The sequence below is a fragment of the Rhodococcus sp. NPDC127593 genome, assembly GCF_042671975.1.
GTDB lineage: Bacteria > Actinomycetota > Actinomycetes > Mycobacteriales > Mycobacteriaceae > Rhodococcus_F.
On record NZ_JBHXWI010000050.1, the window covers coordinates 1 to 19,591 of the forward strand.

Genomic DNA, 19,591 nt, shown 5'->3' on the forward strand with positions numbered 1-19,591 from the left:
CTCGAGGGCCAAGTCTCAAGGCCACCATCGCCATCAACATCCTCACCGACATCGACCCTTGACAACACAACCCACGACTTAACTACACGGCTTTGACGCTAGCCCACCAGAGCCCGTCGCGGCTGCCATCCTGCGATAAGTGTTTGAAGTTTCGACCGGACCGCACGCTCGGGTGTCATCCCCGACGTCGACACCACCTTCCCGGTAACGCGATCCGCGAAGTCATCGTTGGCCCCGGACCCACAAGGAACTCCACAAAGAAGCCGTGGAGCAACTACTCGCCGGGAACAAGTACACCGACATCACAGTCCGTACCTCCGAGGTGCCGTACCGGCCCTAACCCAGCCCTAACCCCGATCTTCTTTCGGCGCCAGCGTGCACCAGGCACCGCCAGCGCTGCTCAAGGATAGCTACCTCACCCCCGACACCCCCGAGTACTCGATCCACCCCGCCGGCACCCAGAACACCGCCCGGGCCCCCGGGCCGTCCGGTCGGATCCGGTCGTGCTGGCGCGCCCCGCGGCCTGGTGGGCGGATGCGACCGCCCCGGCATCGGTGTCGGGGCTGGTGTTGCTGGCCGTGGACTGCCCGAGCGCGGCGAGCGACCGCATCAGCGCGTCCCGTGCCTGCGGTGACTCGGTCACCGCCTTCATCAGGGCGGCGACGTCCAGCTGCGCGGCATCCGGCGCGGTCGCAGTAGCGGTGGTGGTGGTGGTGGTGGTGTTCTTGCGGGCGAGGTCGGGGGTTCTCCGACTGAGTGAGGACATCCTGAACACTGGGTCGTGAAGGGTCCAGAGGAAGTGATGTCACAGATGGTGATGAAGGCGTACTCGGCGGAGTTCAAGGCCGATGCCGTCGCGTTGTATCCGTCCGATCCGAGCCACACGTTCGAGGGCATCGGCAACGACCTGGGGGTCAGCCGCGAGACCCTACGCAACTGGGTGCGGACCGAGCGCGTGGACGTTTGTCAATAGCCGTCCTGTCCCGTTATTGACTTTCGCTAACGGACCTGCGACCAGCACATGCACACGACAACGCGCCCGCCACTGCCGTTCCGGGGAACGACGGTGTCGAGCGCGCTGCGAAGGGAGTACGAGGGGCTACGTGTGCGCTCAGCCCACCGGCTGGTCGAAGGTGGCCCCACGGACCCCGGCGACGCCTGCGGAGAACGTCAAGATCGCGCCAGCCAGCGGCTCCTCCTCGCGTTGCGCGGCGTCGTATTCGTAGTATCCCGACGTCACGTAGGCAGTCTTCAAGTCCGCGCCGCCGAAGGCGATGCTGGTGACGTACGTTGCCGGGAGCGAGACGCGCTCGCTGATCGAGCCGTCGGGTGCATAGCGGCGAACCTCACCGGCGCCGAAGAGAGCGACCCATACGCCACCCTCGCTGTCGATCGCCATGCCATCCGGAAGGCCCTCCTCCTGCGGGATTTCGACGAACGGCCGCCTGCCACCGACGTCACCGTTGGACACGTCGTAGTCGAAGACGTCGATGCACTGGGTCCACGAGTCGATGTAGTAGAAGCGGTCCAGGGACTCGTCCCACCCCATGCCGTTCGAGACCGAGATACCCGTGGCCAGCACCTCGTGTCGGCCGGACGAATCGAACCGGTGCAACGCTCCCACCGGCGCCCGGGCCGCCGAGATGGTGCCGAACACCACCCGACCACGCGAATCGCACTTACCGTCGTTGATGCGAAGATCCGAGTTGCCCTCGTCCACCGCAGCCAGTTTCTTCGGACCGTCGGCACCCAGCTCGACCAGTTCGTTCACGACGGTCGCCACGATGCGTCCGTCGGTGGTCGGTACGACAAATCCGACCTCGCCGGACACGCTGAGCAGTTCCTCGTTGCGACCCGAATCCGGTTCCAGACGGTGGATTCTGCCACCGAGGGCATCTACCCGCAACAGCGTGCCGGTCTTGTCGTCCCAGTGCGGCCCCTCCCCCAGCTTGTCGCGGAATTCGAACGGGGCATCGATGGCGTAGGTCATTGATGAGCTCCTCTGTGTGCAAATCGAGCATGTGCAGATCGTGACGGTGACGAACAAGTGCGGTCGAGTTCGTCCGGACAACGCGGAATCACCTGCGTGAACGGGACTTCGGTGATGAATCGAACTATTGACGGGTGGGCACTCGAGACCTGTGACGCTCACCACTCGATCGCTTCACAATAAACGTCGCCGATCACACCCGTCAACACACTCACCGATGCAACCGGTACTGCCAGTACCTCCCATGATGAACACACCGCGGCTATTGTCGAAACTGATTACGCGGGAGCAGATCCGGTCAGCCGACCGCGCCACCTGAACTTCCGTGTCCCGAGAAAGGAATCGACACTCGTGCAAGGATTCATTCTGAAGGAAAGGGAGTCAGGACCTGGGCGGTCGTACCGGTCCCGGCCATCGGTCCGTACGACGCTCTGATCTGTCCGACCATGGTCGCGACGTGCACCACGGACGTGCACCTCATCGAAACTGCAGCGTTTCCAGCCGCTCTGGGTAAGGTCGTGGGGCATGAGGCGGTCGGCGTAGTAGAACGTGTCGGCGAATCGGTGGTGGACTTCGCCGCCGGCGATCGAGTGATCATCCCCACCGGGTTCTCCGATTGGCGTCATCCGGCCGCTCAGCGTGGCGAGGCCAAATACCACCAAACGAATAGTCCGTACTTCTCCGAGGACGCAGACAATGCGGGCACCTTCTCCGAATTCGTGAAGACGCTCGACGCCGACCAGAACCTCGCACTGATACCCGATTCCGTCACAGATCAGCAAGCAGTGATGGTACCGGCCATGATGTCGACAGGCTTCTCCGGCGTCGAGCGCATGAACATCGAATTCGGTGACACGGTACTGGTTCTGGGCATCGGTCCGGTCGGACTCTTGGGAGTCGCCGGCGCAGCGCTTCGCGGCGCAGGGCGAATCATCGCCGTCGGTTCGCGGCCCAAGACAGTGGAGTTGGCGAGGTTCTACGGCGCCACCGACATCATCGATTACAAGCAAGGGGACGTCGCCGCGCAGGTGCTGGCCCTGACCGGCGGCAAGCCGGTGGACAGCGTCCTCGTCGCGAGTGGCGGCAGCGCAACCGGTGCATTCACCACTGCACTCACGGCCGTCAAGTTCGGTGGCCACGTGGATTGTGTCGCGGTCTTTTTCGACGACAAGGACGTTCGCATCCCCATGGAGTTCCTCAACTTCGGCGTCATGGAGAAGTTCATCACCGAAGTGTTGGTGAAGGACGGCCGCGAGTACCTCGGACGATTGCTGGTGCTCATCGAGAACGGGAAGATCGACACCGCCCCACTGGTGTCACACGTACTCGACGAGTGGAGCGAACTGGAGAACGGCATGGCGCTGATGCGGAGCCGAGACACCTCGGTGATCAAACCGGTCGTGAAGACGCCGGGCTGCTCGGCTACTTCTGGAGCAGTGAGGAGGGAACTCGCAATCTCACTCTGGTGGAAGTCCACCGGGACGCGAGCAGCGTGTTGTCCCACATGGCGAACACGGATGTGTCGGTCCTGCTGAGTTGCGGCATTCTGACCGATATCGAGGTGTTCGGCGACGCGCCCTCGGCGGTTCTGCTCGAGAAGCTGTCGGGATTCGGCAGCTACACGTTACGGACAGCCCTGACCTCGAACTGAGAAGGTCCGAGGAAAGGACTGTCCTGCGCCGTGATCGATCAGCTCCCGAGAATGCTCCATCAAGTCACGAGCGGCAGCCTCGCACTCGTCCTCCTTGTCCTCGTTCGGAATACAGCGACAGGTCAGCAAGATCATGTCTCCTCGTTCTCGGGAAGCACCCGCGTCATTCTGCGGTCGCCGTCAGGGCAGGAAGCTTGCTCACAATCCCTGGCGCAAGGGATATTTCGGCCACGTGCAGGCCGTCCTCATGGGTCGCGGACGGGAACTTTTCCCAGATGGTCACGTCGTGCCAGGGGAGAATTCGATCGATTCGATCGCCCGCCGCAGTCAACATTTCGTCCGAGGATCGTATGCAGCACTCTTGATTGCCTTGCCCCAGACCTATCGGGGTGATCATTCCGTCACCCTGCGGCCCGACGAGGTTGTCGTAGACGTACACCACGTCACCGGGGAAGATCCAGGGCTCACCGTCCGACTGTGTCAACACGGCGTATTGCGATCCGGCAGTGTGGGTGTCGAAGGCGGGTCGAACCTCGATGCCCGGCACAACCTCGACCGGGCCGTCGATGGCGCGTAACCGACCGTCGGCCGCAATCGCATCGAAGACTCCGGGTGTCTCCGGGTCCAAGCCGTTCACGAGCCAGCGCATGCGTTCCGACACATGATATTTCGCCAGGAAGTTGTCTATCTCCCGCTGCTGGACGAACACCTCGGCATTGGGAAAGAGTCCGAGTCCGCCTGCGTGGTCGAAGTGATGGTGCGTCAGGACGATCGTGTCCACCTGTTCCGGGGACAGACCGATGCGCGCCATCACCACTTCGGGCGGTTGCCAACCGGCGATTCCGTACGAGTCGATCATGTGCCTGCCGAATTCGTTTCTGTCGAACCCTGCGTCCATGAGAATGACATGCTCGTCGTTCTGGAGGACGACGTAGTAGAACGGCAGCATCCGTGAACCCTCGGCTTTGCCGTACACGAGTGCGTTGTCCGGATAGTTCGGCAGTTGAGCGAACTCGAGGGCACAGATCGAGTAGTCCGACATATGTCGATCCTTCCGAGGTCGCCTATCGACAAGAACCGCGTTCGTGGAGGCGTTCAGGAATACGCTGTGGTCAGCCTCACGTGATCTGTGACACTATTACGCGCTACGGGTACTGTCAATGGTCGGACAGAACGGCCATTGACGAATGGTCGGTGACCCAATGCGGTCGGTCCACACCCCACAGAACCGGAGACATCATGCTCAGCGTCAACGCATTCGCTGCACCGTCGGCCACGGAACCACTCGCCCGCAGAATCATCGAGCGTCGTGAACTGCAGGCCGACGACGTCCTCGTCGAGATTCACTTCTGCGGCGTCTGCCACTCCGATGTCAGCCACGCCCGCAGCGAATGGCGGGAGGAGACCTATCCTCTCGTACCAGGCCACGAGATCACCGGTATCGTCCGCGGCGTCGGCGCCGAGGTCACGAAATACGCTGTCGGTGATCGAGTCGGTATCGGATGCATCGTGGACGCGTGCGGAACCTGCGCCAACTGCAAGCAGGGCTCAGAGCAGTACTGCCTCACCGGAACCACCCTCACCTACGGCTCCGTCGACAAGTACGGTGAGTTCACCCAGGGCGGCTACTCGACGCACATCGTCGCCTCCGAGAACTTCGTCCTCCGTGTCCCCGACGGCCTCGAACTCGACGACGCCGCGCCGCTGCTGTGTGCAGGTATCACCACGTTCTGGCCGCTGCGGCACCTCGGCGTCGGCCCCGGCACCAAGGTCGCAGTCGTCGGACTCGGCGGGCTCGGTCACGTCGCCGTCAAACTTGCGGTCGCCATGGGCGCAGAAGTCACCGTCCTGTCGCAGTCGCTGCGCAAGCGCGACGACGGCCTGCGCCTCGGCGCGCAGCACTACTTCGCGACATCCGACGCCGAAACATTCACTCAGCAGGCCGACACCTTCGACGTCATCCTGAACACGATCACTGCCGTGATCGACGTCGACGCCTACCTGGGCATGCTCGCGTTGGGCGGAACCCTCGTCAACGTCGGCGCTCCAGCAGAGCCACTGTCGGTCAACGCGTGGTCACTGCTGCGAAATCGCCGCTCTTACACAGGTTCTCTGATCGGCAGCATCAGCGATACCCAGGACATGCTCGATTTCTGCGCCGAGCACGGCGTGGGTGCGGAAATCGAGAAGATCGCCGTCGACGATGTCAACTCGGCCTTCGACCGGTTGCTCGCATCGGACGTGCGGTATCGCTTCGTGATCGACATCGCGGGCAGCCTGGCCTGATTCAGACCGTCAGGATCAGCTTGCCGAAATGAGCTCGGCTTTCGATGTGTTCGTGAGCGCTGCGGGCCTCGCTCAACGGACGCTCGGAATCGATGACCGGCCTGATCCGATGTTCTTCGATGTGCGACAACACATCTGCAAATTCGGTCGGGGTACCGAGAGTGGATCCGAGAACCGAATACTGCCCGAAGTAGAGGCCGGGAACGTCCACCGCAGCGGTCGTTCCGGCACTCGCTCCGAACACCACGACTCGGCCGCCCGGCCGTAGGCATTCGAGCGATCGATGGAGGTCGGCTCCGGCACCGTCGATGACGACGTCCACTCCACCGGTCGACGCCACCACCTGCCCCGACCACTCAGCGTCCGTGTAGAGGAACCCGTCGGACGCGCCGACTGTCTTCATACAAGCGATCTTCTCGGGACTCGACGACGTCACCAACGCGGTCGCGCCGATCGACGACGCCAGCATCACGGCGTACGTGGACACCCCACTGCCTGCGCCGAGAACCAACACCGTCTCGCCGGGTTGCACGCCCGCCCTGGTGAACAACGCCCGGTATGCGGTGAGCGCCCCGACCGGCAGAGCTGCGGCCTCGGACCAGCTCAGGTGACGCGGCTTCGGGAAGATGTTCGCCTCGGGCACCGACACCAGTTCGGCGTACGTACCGTCGACCACATCGCCCAGAACGGAGAACGCGGCACCCGGCGCCGACGCGTTGTCCCCCCAATTCAGTCCCGGGTAGACGACGACCTCTTCACCGGTGTCGCGGCGAACGCCCGCACCGTCTGCCCCGAGGATGCGCGGCAACGAAAACCCGCGACCCGACTGCCGGACGAGTACGTCGTGTCGGTTCACCGAACTGGCACGCAGTTCGACGATCACATGTCCGGCAGCGGGCTCCGGATCGGGCACCTGCTCGAAGACCAGGGCCTCCGGGCCGCCCCACTCGTGCACGACTGTTGCATACATTCAGCTGACATTACTGGGTGTACCCAGCATTGCCGTTGGCGCCGTCGTACTGATTTCGGGTCAGGTGGCCACCGTCGGTCGTGGTCGTTGTCATGCGCTGAACAGCATCGCTCACTCGCCGACCGGTCCATCGAGCCCCGACTCTGCCGTCGGAGTGCGGTGACGCGCTTCCCGAACTCGATAGGCGGCGATGCCACCTACCACCACCCAGGATATAGTATTGCCCTTGACAGTTAGCCTGTTGACAGAAGCACTCGCACCGGGTGATCATGGCTTCGTCCGGGACGGGCACAGTATGGATCCCCACGCGGTCCACCGCGCCGCCGACGGCGGTGCGTCGACGTACAGACAGCGCGCACGAAAGGGCGGTCTCGAGCATGGCCCGTATCGAAGACATCCTCAGCCTGGAGCGCATCGAGCGTGACATGTTCCGCGGCTGCACGATCGCAAGTAAGTTGCCCAGGACATTCGGCGGGCAGGTCGCCGGACAGGCGCTGGTGTCCGCTGTACGAACCGTCGAGGACAACTACCGTGTGCACTCGCTGCACGGTTACTTTCTCCGCCCCGGTGATCCGCATCAGCCGGCCGTTTACTCGGTCGATCGCATTCGCGACGGACGGTCGTTCACCACAAGGCGGGTGACCGGCGTGCAGAATGGCGTGGCTATTTTCACGATGTCGGCGTCGTTCCACGTCGGGGACAACGGAATCTCTCACCAGGACACCATGCCGGTCGTCACTGAGCCCGATTTTCTTCCGGACCCGAAAACACTGTCCGAGTACGGGGATTCCCTGTACGAGGAGTGGAAAGAGTGGGACATCCGGGTGGTGCAGCCGGCCGGTAGCGAGGACCGTCCGCCACTCCCCGCCCGACAACAGGTCTGGTTTCGGTATCGGGACGAGCTCGCGGACGAGCACGAGCTTCATGTGAGTGCGCTCACCTATATGAGCGACATGTTGCTGTTGAGGGCAGCCATCGCTCCACATCCCGGCGTTGCAGTGCAGGCGGCCTCGCTCGATCACGCGCTGTGGTTTCTGCGGCCGTTCCGGGCGGACGAGTGGCTGTTGTACGACCAGACATCGCCGTCGGCAGACGGTGGACGAGCCCTCGCCCAGGGCCAGATATTCGATTCCCGGGGACGCTTGGTCGCCGCCGTCGTCCAGGAAGGTCTGACCAGGATTCACAGCAGCCCCACTGCGATTGTTCCTGCGGGCCGGTTCGCAATTCGAAATTGATTCCACTACAACTGCAGGTGCTCCGATCCGTCTTCGATCCGCCGGCCGATGACGCCAACAGTCAGGGAGGGCCTATTGGACCCTCTTTCGATTTCGTGAAGCGGATTAGAATCGATCGATGAAGTTCGAGAGTGAGATTCGCGAATTCCTGGTTACCCGTCGCTCGAAGGTCCGACCCGAAGACGTCGGTCTGGCTGGGGGCACCGGCTCGCGACGCGTTCCTGGTCTGCGCCGCGAGGAGGTCGCCGAACTCGCCGCCATCAGCACCGACTACTACATCCGACTCGAACGTGGCCGCTTGAAAGGCGTGTCGGAGTCGGTCATCGATGCAGTCGCGCGTGCCCTGCAACTCGACGACGCCGAACGAGCGCATCTCTTCGCCCTGACGAGCGCGGGTGCGCAGATCCGAAACGTGCCACCCAGCCAACCCCGGCATGTGCGTCCGAGCCTACTGCGCCTTCTCGACGTTCTGGACGGTGTTCCCGCCATGATCCAGGGGCACCGAACAGACGTTCTCGCGATGAATCCGCTTGCAAACGTGCTGTACATGGGTCTGGGGACCCTTCCGAACGTTGCCGACCGCAACATCGCCCGCTTCGTTTATCTGGACGACCGTTCGACCGAATTCTATGCGGACTGGCTGCAGTCGGCTCGCGACTGCGTTGCCATGCTGCGTTTCGCCTCGGGAAACAATCCCCAGGACCGGCAATTGGTCGCACTGATAGGCGAATTGTCGGTACGCAGTGAGCACTTCCGGCAATTGTGGGCCGAGCACGACGTCCGCAACCACAGCACGGGGACCAAAACCCTGCACAACCCGATCGTGGGCGAAGTCACGGTGACCTACGAGGCAATGCGAACCGGCGAATCCGGCCACACGCTTGTCACCTACACCGCCGAGGCGAATTCACCGTCGGCAGACGCTCTGAAACTTCTCGCCAGTTGGGCGGCTACCCATGCGGACAACGATATAGCTTCTGCATCACAGCGTAATTCACGCTGACGAAGGTCGGTGCGCGGTCTCGGATCGAGCGACAGGATCGGACCCATGCGTTCACGCATCTCGAGCACTACTGTGTTGCACTGTTTCGCCCGGACCGGGGGGGTTGATTTGTTCCTCCCTCGACCGCCGAAAGACTCCTACCGTCAAAGCATGACCTCGTCGACATCAAAGTCTGCCGCCCGCAGCACACCGCCGAAATCTGTTCACAAAGAACGGTTTCCCCTCTTCGCTGTAATAGTCCTCGCTTTCACAGGATTCCTCAGCCTCACCACAGAGTTACTCCCCGCCGGACTCCTCACCGACATTGCACCCGACCTGAACGTTGGGCTCGGAGTTGCAGGGTTGCTGACCTCCGCCTACGCAATCGGCAACGTCGTGACGGTGATCCCACTGACACGACTCGCGATCAAGTTCTCTCGCCGCTCGGCGCTCGTGGTGATCGTGCTGCTTTTCGTGGTCAGCAATCTCATGGTCGCATTCACACCCAGCGTCGAATTCGCCATCGCTGGACGATTCATTGGTGGTGCCGCCCACGGCGTGATCTGGGCGTTGTTGCCGTCCGTCGTAGCGCGAATGGGCGGCGCTCACTACGTGGGCCGCGCCATGACCATCGTGTTCACCGCGAACAGTCTCGCCCTTGCAGTCGGCGCTCCCCTCGGCTCCCTGTTGGGTGACGCGACGGGCTGGCGCGTGGCATTCATGGTCGCCGCGTTGATTGCACTGGTCATCGCCCTGGTGCTGGGTCGCGTCGTCCCGTCTATGCATTCCGAGTCCACCGAGCACGTGACACTCGCCAAGGCTGCAATGCTGCCCGGCGCTCTGCGAGTGTGTGTTGCATGGGCACTGATCATGCTCGGACACTTCGCGGTCCTGACGTATATCGCGCCCTACCTCGAACGGCTCGGCGTAGGCGCGGGCATCACCGGCCTGTCACTGTTCATTCTCGGCGGCGCGGGCATCATCGGCGTCACTTTGGCCGGTCGCCTCGGACAGCGTTCTCTGATCACCGGATTGATCGCGGCACCCGCTCTCATCGCAGTATCGTTCCTGGTGTTGCTGCTGACCCCACCGGCACTGCCGGTCGTTCTGATCGTGTTGGTGTTCTGGGGCATGGGGTTCTCGGGAACCGTCATGCTCTATCAGCAGGCCGTGCTCGCGACCGGACGACGTGCCCCAGAAACCGTGACCAGCATTTCGGTAGTATTGAGTCAGCTCGGTATCGCGTTGGGAGCCACAGTCGGTGGTATCGGCGTCGAAGCGTTCGGCGTGCAGTGGTTGCCGCTCATCGGTCTTGCCTTCGCGGCCGGCGCGTTGCTCCTACTCCCAGGACTGCGTCGCAACCTCCATCCTCTCGGCAAGTCGGACGAAGACATCGACATGACGGAATTGGGCGCACTGCACTGAAGCAATTACCCCACAATCCCTGCCCCCTCCTCTTCTGGATCATCCGGGAGGAGGGGGCAGACCATATTTCACGCTCACAACACGGTAAAAATCGTCCACGACAGCAGCGGACCGATCAGCACCATCGCAAATCCCCACAGCGCCATCTTGCGGAAGAGCGAGTTACGTTCTTCCGGGAGAGCGCAGGCAAGGACCAACGCTCCGCCGATACCCATGGGGCTGGCGTCGACAACAGTTGCAGAAATCGTCACGGGTCCGACCACCGACAGCATGCTCATGCCGCCGTCCATCATCGGAATGCTCAGTGGCATGCTCGCACCGAGAACACCCAGGGTCGAAGTGAAGGCCGATGTGATGGCAGTGAAGAACGACAGCAGCAACACGCCGACTGCCGGCTGATCGAAGCCTGTGAGCACGTCTCCGATCGCGTCCAGAGTCCCGATCTCGGTCATGACGGAAATGTAGGTGAGAACTCCACCGATCAGGAGCATGACCGTCCATGGAACCTTCGTGACGAGTTCTTCGCCGCCCGTTCGCTGAAACACCAAAGCCAGAGCCACGCCAAGCGTGAGCGCCACGAATCCGAGATCGAATTCGGTGAACACGGCGGAAACGATGAGAAGGCCGATGGCGAGCATCGTGCACGCCTGGTACAGCGTGGGCGTGCCGACGCGAACCTTGTCGCCCACCACAGTCACCCGTTGCCGAACATCTGTGACGGTGCCCACCGATCCCCCGGCGGGAGTATCGAGTGAACCCTGGGGACTACCGGGCGTATTCGATGTTCCCGAAGGCTCGTCGTCCACGACGAGTGATGGAGGATTACGAAACAGCTTGATGCCGCCGAACAAGAAGAACGCTGCGAGACAGAGGATCGCGTGTACTGCGATGTGGCAGAGGAAAAGCTGGAGTGCGTTCGTGGGCAGCCCGGCATCCGACAGAAGACGTTCCGCGAATACCCCGTCGATCGCAATGGGGCTGAACAGGCCTGCAAGCATTCCGTGAATTGTCATCAACGAGACCAAGAAGATGCTTATATCGAACTGGCGAGCAAATCGCATTCCAATAGGTATCAGGAGCGCCAACACGGCAACCGCGTAAACACCCACCCCCGTTGCGATTGCGGCTACGAAGAAGAGAATGAACGGCACCAGAATCACCCTCGTCCCGACGAGGCCGAGCAACACATCCATGATGTATTTCATGGTGCCGTTTGCCTCTACGACGGTGAAGAGAAATGTCAAACCCAAGAGCAGAAGGAACATTTCCGTGGGAAAGCCATCGGTAATGGTCTTGGTATCCAGACCGCCCACGGTGCCGATCACGAAAGCTGCTGGTAACAGCAGTATTCCGAGGCTCAGGCGCCATTTGGTCGCAACGAAAAAGCCTGCGGCCATAACAAGGAGCGACACGATCTGCAACGCAGTCATAACACCTTCCCTCTCGTAGTCTCTGTTGCCGTGGTCGGCGCAGAATGGCTGGCGCACCCGAATCCGGAGAGAACAACTCCTCGAGGCCGCCGCTTTCGGCAACATGAGCCGCCACCTCGTCCCGTATGACGTGAGTCACATGCGCTCCAACATATGACACGAGTTGCATTGTTGTCAAGGCCAGTACAAAGTTCGGTAAAACCTCGGTACTGCTCGAACTCGTGCTCAGACCGCGAAAGCCGGCCGTCTTCGGAAATTTTTCTTCGAAAACGGCCGGTGCGATCAGGTTCGAACTACTCGTCGATGTCGGTGACGGACACCGTGTCCGCCCAGGCGTCTATGTCCGACGCGAGGTCGGACAAGGCGCCTCGCACAACACGCACGGCGTCGGAACCGAGGAGGAGCAAAAACGGCAGTTGGCCTCCGTCGACGGCGTCGACGAGAACAGCGGCCGCCTTTTTCGGATCACCGGGTTGCTTCCCGTCGCTGGTGTCCTTGGCTTTCCGCCGCTTTCCGGCGGTTTCGGCATAGTCCTCGATGACAACAGAAGACTCGGTCAATGAGCGCCCGCTGAAGTCCGTGCGGAACGCACCCGGTTCGACCACTGTCGCTGTGAGTCCAAGGGGCGCGATTTCTTTCCGCAACGCCGAAGTGAGCGCTTCCACCGCCGACTTGGCCGCCCCGTAATATCCGGACCCAGGTCCGGTGACGCGAGCGCCGATCGACGACAAGTTGACGATCGTGCCCGACCGCCTGGCCCTCATCCCTGGCAGTACGGCCTTTACGGTCCGTACCATTCCGTGCACATGCGTGTCGAACAACCGAGCAACATCATCGTCGTCCCCCTCTTCGACGGCGGCTCGGTACCCGTAGCCGGCGTTGTTGATCAGGACATCGATCTGCCCGAACTTCTCTTCGGCCGTTGCCACCGCAGCGCGGACGCTGTCGACGTCGGTCACATCGAGCGCGAGAGCCAGAGCGGTCTCAGGGTTGCCTTCGGCGAACTGCTGGATTTTGTCGGTACTGCGGGCCGTGGCGACGACGTTGTGCCCGCGACCGAGCGCCTCCTCGGCGAAGGCGCGACCCAATCCGCTGGAACATCCTGTGATGAGCCATGTCGACATATCGAATACCTGTCCTTCGTCAGAACTCGATGATTACTTTGAGCGCCTCGCGCGCATCCATCGCGGCGTATCCGCCCGGGACCTCGTCGATGCCGAGTGCGAGATCGAAGACCTTGCCCGGGTTAATCTCACCGTTCAACACCTGAGGGATGGCGTGCTCGAGGTATGCACGGACCGGCGCGATGCCTCCGGTGAGAGTGACGTTGTCGCCGAAAAGGGATCCGAAGCCGACGGGAGCGTCCTCGTACTGTGGTGCGCCGACACGCGAGATTACTCCGCCGGGGCGAACGATGCCGTAGGACTGCTCGTAAGCCGGCAAATGACCGACGGCTTCGAGGACGATGTGGCTGCCCTCTCCGCCGGTCAGCTCCATGACCCTTGCAATACCTTCTTCACCGCGCTCGGCAACGACGTCCGTCGCACCGAACTCGATACCGAGGTCCGTGCGCACCTTGTGCCGGCCCATCAGGATGATGCGCTCCGCGCCCATCTGCTTCGACGCCAGAACTGCAGACAGCCCGACTGCACCGTCACCGATCACCGTCACGGTCTTGCCCGCTTCGACGCGGCCCATCCGGGCGGCGTGGTAACCGGTCAGGTAGACATCCGAGAGCGTGAGCAGACTCGGAAGCAGATCGGAGCCCTCGTCGATGCCCGGAACCTTCACCAGGGTGCCGTCGGCCTGGACGATGCGCTGGAATTCTGCTTGCGTTCCACCGATCCCGTCGTCGCCGAAGAAGGCGCCGTGCATACACGAGGTCTGTAGTCCGTCACGGCAGAATGCGCACGTGTTGTCGCTCATCACGAAGGGGACGATGACGAAGTCACCCTTCTTCAATGCGGTCACAGCCGAGCCGATTTCCTCGACGACGCCGATCAACTCGTGGCCCATGGCCCGACCGTGTTCGGACGCGTCCATCGTGTGGTATGGGTGCAGGTCGGAACCGCATATGCAACCGCGGACGGCACGCACGATCGCATCTGTCGGATCGACGATCTTGGGGTCCGGTACCGTCTCGACGCGCACATCACCGGGGGCGTACATGAAAGTGGCTTTCATCGCTATCCATCCTTCTGCTCGATAAGCGCGCCGCGGAAATCCGTCGACGCAATCCGCCCATTGCACAGCCGGCCACGAATCCTCACCAGTGACTGCCCTGCCCGGTACCACCAGTGCCCCCTTCGAACTCCGCCGGAACCGGGCTGGGACCGGCTCCGACAAGAGTCCGGTGCCAGCAAATAGCCGCCGACACCCGATTGATAAGAGAGTTACCGGTACTCGTTCGGCACGTCCTCGAGAATGACCGCTTTGGTTTCGAGGTAATTGCGCAGACCTTCGACGCCGCCTTCGCGTCCGATGCCGGACTGTTTGAATCCGCCGAAGCCCAGCCGCAAGTCGCTGCGTGTGGCATTGTGGCCCACGGTTCCGCTCCGCAACCGCTTCGCGATCGCGTTCGCGCGATTGGCGTCGGGGGTGAAGACGGAGGCGTTCAGTCCGTAGATGCTGTCGTTCGCGACACGCACCGCCTCGTCTTCGCTATCCACGGCGATGACGCTCAATACCGGACCGAAGATCTCTTCACGGGCGATGTCGTGTTCGTTGCTCACACCGGAGAACACAGTCGGTTCCACATAGAAGCCCCGATCGAGATGTGCGGGCCGCCCGCCACCCGACACCAAAGTGGCACCCTGGTCGATTCCGCGAGCTATGTAGCCCTGCACTCGGTCCCGTTGAACAGCGGAAGCAAGCGGTCCGATCTGTGTCGCGGCGTCGTACGGATCGCCGACGGCCACACCCGAGAACGCAGCCGCCAGAGCCTCGGCGAAATCCTTCTCGATCTTTCGTGGCACCACGATCCTGGTCAGCGAATAACACACCTGGCCGCTCACGATGCACTCTGCCGCGGCTAAAGTCTTGGCTGCAGATTCGACGTCGACGTCGTCGAGCAGAACGGCGGCGGATTTGCCGCCCAGTTCCAAACTGAATCGGGCGATTCGCTCGCCGCAGATGGACGCGATGCGACGGCCGGCGACGGTAGACCCTGTGAACGAGATCTTGTCGACCCTCGGGTCGCGCACGAGCAGCTCGGACACCTCACGGTCGGCGGTTACAACGTTCAGTACGCCTGCGGGCAAACCGATCGACTCGGCTATCTCAGCGACGATGAAGCCGATCCCCGGGGCTTCTGGGGCCGATTTCAGCACCACGGTGCAGCCTGCCAGTAGGGCCGGGCCGACCTTGTGCGAGATCGAACCGAGGGGCCCGTTCCACGGAATGATCGCACCGACGACGCCTACCGGCTCACGTCGTCGCAGACCGAAGACACCGCCGGCGCTCGGTTCGATGCGCTCCTCGAACGCGAATGTGTCCGCCAGTGCCGCATTGTCGTCCCACTCCCGCGCACCGAAATCCGTGAACGGCTTCGCAAGCGCGTGCAGAACTCCCGATTCGCGCGGCCAGACCTGGCCGATGTCGGAAGCACGGCGCCGCAGGTGTTCAGCGAAACCGCGCAGGTATTCGGCGCGTTCCTGGTGCGTCAGAAGCGGCCACGGTCCATTGTCGAACGCGTCTCGTGCCGCACCGACCGCACGGTCCATGTCTGCCGCACTGGCAGCCGCTACCTCGTAGAACGGTTGCTCGGTTGCGGAATCGACAACGCTGATGGTCGCCGTCGTCGACGGGCGAACCCACTGGCCACCGATGTACAGGCGATCGGCGTGGCTCAGCGGCATTTCGAATTCTGTGGTGGTCATGTCCGTCTTCCTGATCGAGGGAATTGCGTCCCGCGGATTCGAGGGACTCGGTGCGGTCCTCTCATTGTGCCGGAAGTTGTCAGCCGCCGGACAATACGAGCCGCTCGCATCGAGGACTGCACGGCATGTTCACCCGTGACGCGGGAACCACGGGACTGGCATGTCGTTACCCGGCCTTATATTGTCAAGTTACGGTCAGTCTGGTCATTGACAGTAGTGTGACGTACGTTATATAAAGCTCGTGCAGCCGTTCGCGCTGCACGCTTCTGCAATCCGCGAAGCGACCCGAACGTCGAGACCGTCGGAACGCCGGCAATGAGGATGAGCGATGACAACACCGCAGGGTCAGGTGGCTGCACCGGCCGGCACCGACGGGCACAAGGAGGTCGACCGGGCGTCGCGCAAAGCCATGCGGCGCGTGGGCCTGGCCAGTTTCACGGGCACACTGATCGAGTTCTACGACTTCCTGATCTACGGATTCGCTGCCGCGCTCGTCTTCAGTGACGTGTTCTTCCCTGCGCTAGGCACCGCGGCAGGAACAGTGGCCTCGTTCGCGACGCTCGGCGTCGCGTTGGTCGCGCGCCCTCTGGGCAGCATCATCTTCGGTCACTTCGGCGACAGGTTGGGTCGTAAGAAGACGCTTGTGACGACGCTCATGATGATGGGCGGCGCAACCATCCTCGTAGGCCTCATGCCGACGGCGGACCAGATCGGAATCTGGGCTCCGATACTGATAGTCGTGCTACGCATATTCCAAGGTTTGGCCGCCGGTGGTGAATGGGCGGGCGCCGTCATGTTCGCAGCCGAGTACGCACCTCCCGGCAAACGAGGGTTCTGGACCATGATTCCGCCCTTCGGCGGAGGTTGCTCACTGGCCCTTGCGCCCGCCGTCTTCGCTATCACCAGCGCAAGCATGAGCGACGAAGCCTTCCTCGCGTACGGTTGGCGAATTCCGTTCCTGCTGAGCGCAATTCTGGTTGCCGTCGGCCTGTACGTTCGACTGAAGATCGAAGAGACTCCGGTATTCAAAGCGGAACAGGCTCGCAGCGGCGCCTCCAAACTGCCCTTCATCGAGGCCCTGAAGAGTCAACCTCGACAAATATTGCTCGGCATCGGAATTGTCGTGACCGTTCCCACCTTCTCCTACCTCGGCGCGGCCTACCTCCCCAATTACGCAACAACCCAGCTGGGCCTCGACCGCACGCTGGTCCTCACACTCGGCATCGTCGCCGGGGTGATGTACGCGGCGTCGATTCTCGCCGGCGGTGTGCTCGCCGATCGTATCGGCCGCAGGAAGTCTCTTCTGTGGGCCAACTCGCTTGCAGTTCTCTGGGCGTTGGTTCTGTTCCCGTTCCTGAACATCGGAACAGCGTGGGCATTCGGAGTGGGACTGTGCATTACGCTCATTCTCGCCGGTGCAGCACTCGGTCCGGTGGGCGCCGTTCTGTCCGAGTTGTTCCACACCCGCTTCCGCTACACCGCCAGTGGGTTCAGTTACAGCGTCGCGCAGATCATCGGAGGCGCAATCCCGCCACTGATCGGTGCCGCGATCATTGCTGCAGCAGGGTCTTTCGTCTTCGGATTGTTCGTGACCGCGCTGTGCCTGATCGGTCTGGTCAGCGTCTGGTTGCTGAAAGAGACCGCGGACGAGGACTTGGGCGAAGTCGGTTCCACCGCTGCCGATATCGACGCCGCGTGACAACTGCTTTTCCATCGAGATTCGAATGAACGAGGAGCGATACGAGTGACGAGCAAAGAGAAGACCCGCCGGCCGCGCCGAGTGGTGGTAGGCACCGACGAGGACGGACGGTCGGCCGTTGTCGCCGACGACATAGCAACCCCGTCCACAGTCAGGCCCAATGGCGCTGCCCTCCATGAACTGTGGAGACAGAAGAGCTTTCCGGCACATGTCGACGACGACGGCACCAGTCACACCGAAATGGAGGTGACGGCTCCGGGGAGCGGCACCGTGGTGCGCAGGTACACCCTTCCCCCCGAGTCTGCGGAGGCGGGCGCAGGCGCTGCGCAGGGCCTGCACACTAGCGACTCACTGTTCGTCATCACCGTGATCTCGGGTCGAGTACGCATCGATCTGGAGGTCGACGGAGTGGACCTTGAGCCGGGAGAAAGCATCGTGCTTCCCGGCAGCATGCACGACATGCAAAACACGTCGAACGAGCCGGCCACGCTGGTCTACACGGCATTTCACCTGCAACAGCCATCCTGAGGGCTGTGGCTTACTGAACAGGGAAGAACTGCCCACCTTCAATCGGAGGTGGGCCGTTCTTCCCTGTCGTTTGCGTGGTTCGTCGAGTCGCCCACGTTCGGATCAACGATTTCCCGAATCACCCCGGCCGTCCGACCGTTCCACAGTCGCGACGAGAAGTCCCATTGCCTCGATATCTTTCCGACACAACATCTCACGACGTCTGTAACAGCGCGGCAGACGCGCGCCGATGTGTGGTGTGGCCGCGCTCGGTGACTTCGACGGGATGCTCGTTCCACTTACCGGCGACCTCGGCCTTGCGTATCAGACCGGCATCCTCCAGCCGTGCCATCGTGGCCAGCACGGAAGTGCGGTGTCGGCGGAGTCGACGGGCGAGTGCCCCTACCCCGTCGGGCCGGTTCGGCACAATTGATCCAGCGCTTCGTAGCCCGCCCAGCTGACGCCGTATCGGGCCAGCTCCTGCCGAGCCTCGACCGCGTCACTGTCGCGAGCCTCAACACCTCGGTCGGAACCGCGAACTCAGGTGTGTTCAGGGGATCTTCGGATTCGTATGGCGGGTGCGCTGCAGCCGGGTGTAGTTCAGTCATGCGCGTGTCCAGACCTCTCGTGTCAGCGTGGCCCCATGCGGATCGCACCGTCGAGTCGGATGGTCTCGCCGTTGAGCATCGGATTGTCGATGATGTGCAGTGCCAGCGCCGCGTACTCCGTTGCCTTGCCGAGCCGCGACGGGTGAGGCACCTGCTGGCCGAGCGATTTCTGCGCCTCTTCCGGAAGACCGGCCATCATGGGCGTTTCGAATATTCCGGGGGCAATGGTGACAACGCGAACCAGGCTGCGAGCGAGCTCACGTGCGATAGGCAGCGTCATGGCGGCGACCCCACCCTTCGAGGCAGCGTATGCCGCCTGTCCGATCTGACCGTCGAACGCCGCCACGGACGCCGTGTCGATCACGACCCCACGTTCACCATCGACAGGCTCGGTTCGAGCGATCTTTTCCGATGCCAGGCGCAGAACGTTGAAGGTTCCGATCAGATTGATGCGAACTACGCGTTCGAAGTCTTCAAGCGGAAGGGGACCCGATCGGCCCAGCACCTTCCCCGGCGTAGCAATACCCGCGCAGTTGACCACAACTCGAACATCGCCCAGGCTCTCGGCGAAGTCGACGGCTGCCGCCACCTCGTCTGTCGACGTCACGTCCGCGCCGACGAAGTGTGCACGATCACCGAGCTTCTCTGCAGCAGCGGCACCGTTCGACGACGGCAGATCGAGCAGTACAACGGTCGCGCCTCTCGTCACGAGTGCGTCGGCCGTTGCGTACCCGAGCCCAGACGCACCGCCGGTGACAACTGCGACTGCTCCTTCGATCTTCACGTGACCTCCTGAAAGTCGTTGGCGAGCGCGCTACTCGGCTCTGCCCGGCTTCACTATCGAGGACCCCAAGGGCTAATGTCAATTACCAGACAGGCCGGTCCCGGACAATATGCAGCGAGTCGAAGCACCGAATGCTGCGGCGCGGC

Annotated in this window: 18 protein-coding genes and 1 pseudogene; 9 read left to right on the forward strand and 10 right to left on the reverse strand. The window is 62.4% G+C overall.

Annotated features, from left to right (window positions below; genetic code table 11):
• Positions 1-415: 415 nt before the first annotated feature.
• Positions 416-766, reverse strand: coding sequence for a hypothetical protein (locus tag ACFVJ3_RS35845; RefSeq protein WP_378456582.1), 351 nt, complete (start codon positions 764-766; stop codon positions 416-418).
• A 45-nt stretch (positions 767-811) separates the two neighbouring features.
• On the opposite strand from ACFVJ3_RS35845, the pseudogene ACFVJ3_RS35850 reads away from it, so the two are divergent.
• Positions 812-955, forward strand: a pseudogene (locus tag ACFVJ3_RS35850) (transposase); the annotation flags it as partial.
• 156 nt (positions 956-1,111) lie between these two features.
• Here the strand turns inward: ACFVJ3_RS35850 and ACFVJ3_RS35855 are convergent.
• Positions 1,112-1,990, reverse strand: a complete 879-nt coding sequence (locus ACFVJ3_RS35855) for an SMP-30/gluconolactonase/LRE family protein (protein WP_378456583.1) — start codon at positions 1,988-1,990, stop codon at positions 1,112-1,114.
• 431 nt (positions 1,991-2,421) lie between these two features.
• Between ACFVJ3_RS35855 and ACFVJ3_RS35860 the strand changes: the two genes are divergently transcribed.
• Together ACFVJ3_RS35860 and ACFVJ3_RS35865 are read left to right on the forward strand one after the other, a co-directional pair.
• Positions 2,422-3,525 (forward strand): zinc-binding dehydrogenase, encoded by a 1,104-nt coding sequence (locus tag ACFVJ3_RS35860; protein ID WP_378456653.1) that lies wholly within the window; start codon positions 2,422-2,424, stop codon positions 3,523-3,525.
• On the forward strand, positions 3,495-3,641 hold the full coding sequence (locus ACFVJ3_RS35865; RefSeq protein ID WP_378456584.1) for a hypothetical protein: 147 nt from the start codon (positions 3,495-3,497) through the stop codon (positions 3,639-3,641). The genes ACFVJ3_RS35860 and ACFVJ3_RS35865 overlap by 31 nt, the downstream gene beginning before the upstream one ends.
• A gap of 163 nt (positions 3,642-3,804) precedes the next feature.
• Here the strand turns inward: ACFVJ3_RS35865 and ACFVJ3_RS35870 are convergent, their stop codons facing one another.
• Positions 3,805-4,683: an N-acyl homoserine lactonase family protein gene (locus ACFVJ3_RS35870; RefSeq protein ID WP_378456585.1), complete on the reverse strand. Its 879-nt coding sequence runs from the start codon at positions 4,681-4,683 to the stop codon at positions 3,805-3,807.
• Between the two features lie 197 nt (positions 4,684-4,880).
• Here ACFVJ3_RS35870 and ACFVJ3_RS35875 point away from each other — a divergent pair, with 197 nt between their 5' ends.
• Entirely contained in the window at positions 4,881-5,927 is a 1,047-nt protein-coding gene (locus ACFVJ3_RS35875) for an NAD(P)-dependent alcohol dehydrogenase (RefSeq protein WP_378456586.1), read from the forward strand.
• A gap of 1 nt (position 5,928) precedes the next feature.
• Here the strand turns inward: ACFVJ3_RS35875 and ACFVJ3_RS35880 are convergent, their stop codons facing one another.
• Entirely contained in the window at positions 5,929-6,897 is a 969-nt protein-coding gene (locus ACFVJ3_RS35880) for a zinc-binding dehydrogenase (RefSeq protein ID WP_378456587.1), read from the reverse strand.
• Positions 6,898-7,274: 377 nt separating this feature from the next.
• Between ACFVJ3_RS35880 and ACFVJ3_RS35885 the strand changes: the two genes are divergently transcribed.
• The 3 genes from ACFVJ3_RS35885 (at position 7,275) to ACFVJ3_RS35895 (ending at position 10,539) form a co-directional block, all read left to right on the forward strand.
• The gene (locus ACFVJ3_RS35885; protein WP_378456588.1) at positions 7,275-8,132 is read left to right on the forward strand and encodes an acyl-CoA thioesterase; all 858 of its coding nucleotides are present in this window, start codon (positions 7,275-7,277) and stop codon (positions 8,130-8,132) included.
• Positions 8,133-8,250: 118 nt separating this feature from the next.
• Positions 8,251-9,135 (forward strand): helix-turn-helix transcriptional regulator, encoded by an 885-nt coding sequence (locus ACFVJ3_RS35890; protein WP_378456589.1) that lies wholly within the window; start codon positions 8,251-8,253, stop codon positions 9,133-9,135.
• Between the two features lie 150 nt (positions 9,136-9,285).
• Positions 9,286-10,539 (forward strand): MFS transporter, encoded by a 1,254-nt coding sequence (locus ACFVJ3_RS35895; RefSeq protein WP_378456590.1) that lies wholly within the window; start codon positions 9,286-9,288, stop codon positions 10,537-10,539.
• 74 nt (positions 10,540-10,613) lie between these two features.
• Here ACFVJ3_RS35895 and ACFVJ3_RS35900 read toward each other — a convergent pair whose 3' ends face one another.
• The 4 genes from ACFVJ3_RS35900 to ACFVJ3_RS35915 all read right to left on the reverse strand — a co-directional run bounded on the left by ACFVJ3_RS35900 (position 10,614) and on the right by ACFVJ3_RS35915 (position 15,847).
• A complete protein-coding gene (locus tag ACFVJ3_RS35900) occupies positions 10,614-11,969 on the reverse strand; it encodes an SLC13 family permease (RefSeq protein WP_378456591.1) in 1,356 nt (451 codons plus the stop codon).
• A 293-nt stretch (positions 11,970-12,262) separates the two neighbouring features.
• The gene (locus ACFVJ3_RS35905) at positions 12,263-13,093 is read right to left on the reverse strand and encodes an oxidoreductase (protein ID WP_378456592.1); all 831 of its coding nucleotides are present in this window, start codon (positions 13,091-13,093) and stop codon (positions 12,263-12,265) included.
• Between the two features lie 19 nt (positions 13,094-13,112).
• Positions 13,113-14,153 (reverse strand): zinc-binding dehydrogenase, encoded by a 1,041-nt coding sequence (locus tag ACFVJ3_RS35910; RefSeq protein ID WP_378456593.1) that lies wholly within the window; start codon positions 14,151-14,153, stop codon positions 13,113-13,115.
• Positions 14,154-14,362: 209 nt separating this feature from the next.
• On the reverse strand, positions 14,363-15,847 hold the full coding sequence (locus ACFVJ3_RS35915; RefSeq protein WP_378456594.1) for an aldehyde dehydrogenase: 1,485 nt from the start codon (positions 15,845-15,847) through the stop codon (positions 14,363-14,365).
• A gap of 328 nt (positions 15,848-16,175) precedes the next feature.
• Between ACFVJ3_RS35915 and ACFVJ3_RS35920 the strand changes: the two genes are divergently transcribed.
• Both ACFVJ3_RS35920 and ACFVJ3_RS35925 read left to right on the forward strand, forming a co-directional pair.
• Complete coding sequence (locus tag ACFVJ3_RS35920) at positions 16,176-17,546, forward strand: MFS transporter (protein WP_378456595.1); 1,371 nt, start codon at positions 16,176-16,178, stop codon at positions 17,544-17,546.
• Positions 17,547-17,591: 45 nt separating this feature from the next.
• The gene (locus tag ACFVJ3_RS35925; RefSeq protein ID WP_378456596.1) at positions 17,592-18,074 is read left to right on the forward strand and encodes a hypothetical protein; all 483 of its coding nucleotides are present in this window, start codon (positions 17,592-17,594) and stop codon (positions 18,072-18,074) included.
• 193 nt (positions 18,075-18,267) lie between these two features.
• Here the strand turns inward: ACFVJ3_RS35925 and ACFVJ3_RS35930 are convergent, their stop codons facing one another.
• Both ACFVJ3_RS35930 and ACFVJ3_RS35935 read right to left on the reverse strand, forming a co-directional pair.
• Positions 18,268-18,405, reverse strand: coding sequence for a hypothetical protein (locus ACFVJ3_RS35930; RefSeq protein ID WP_378456597.1), 138 nt, complete (start codon positions 18,403-18,405; stop codon positions 18,268-18,270).
• 278 nt (positions 18,406-18,683) lie between these two features.
• Positions 18,684-19,445: a 3-hydroxyacyl-CoA dehydrogenase gene (locus ACFVJ3_RS35935; protein WP_378456598.1), complete on the reverse strand. Its 762-nt coding sequence runs from the start codon at positions 19,443-19,445 to the stop codon at positions 18,684-18,686.
• Positions 19,446-19,591 lie beyond the last annotated feature (146 nt).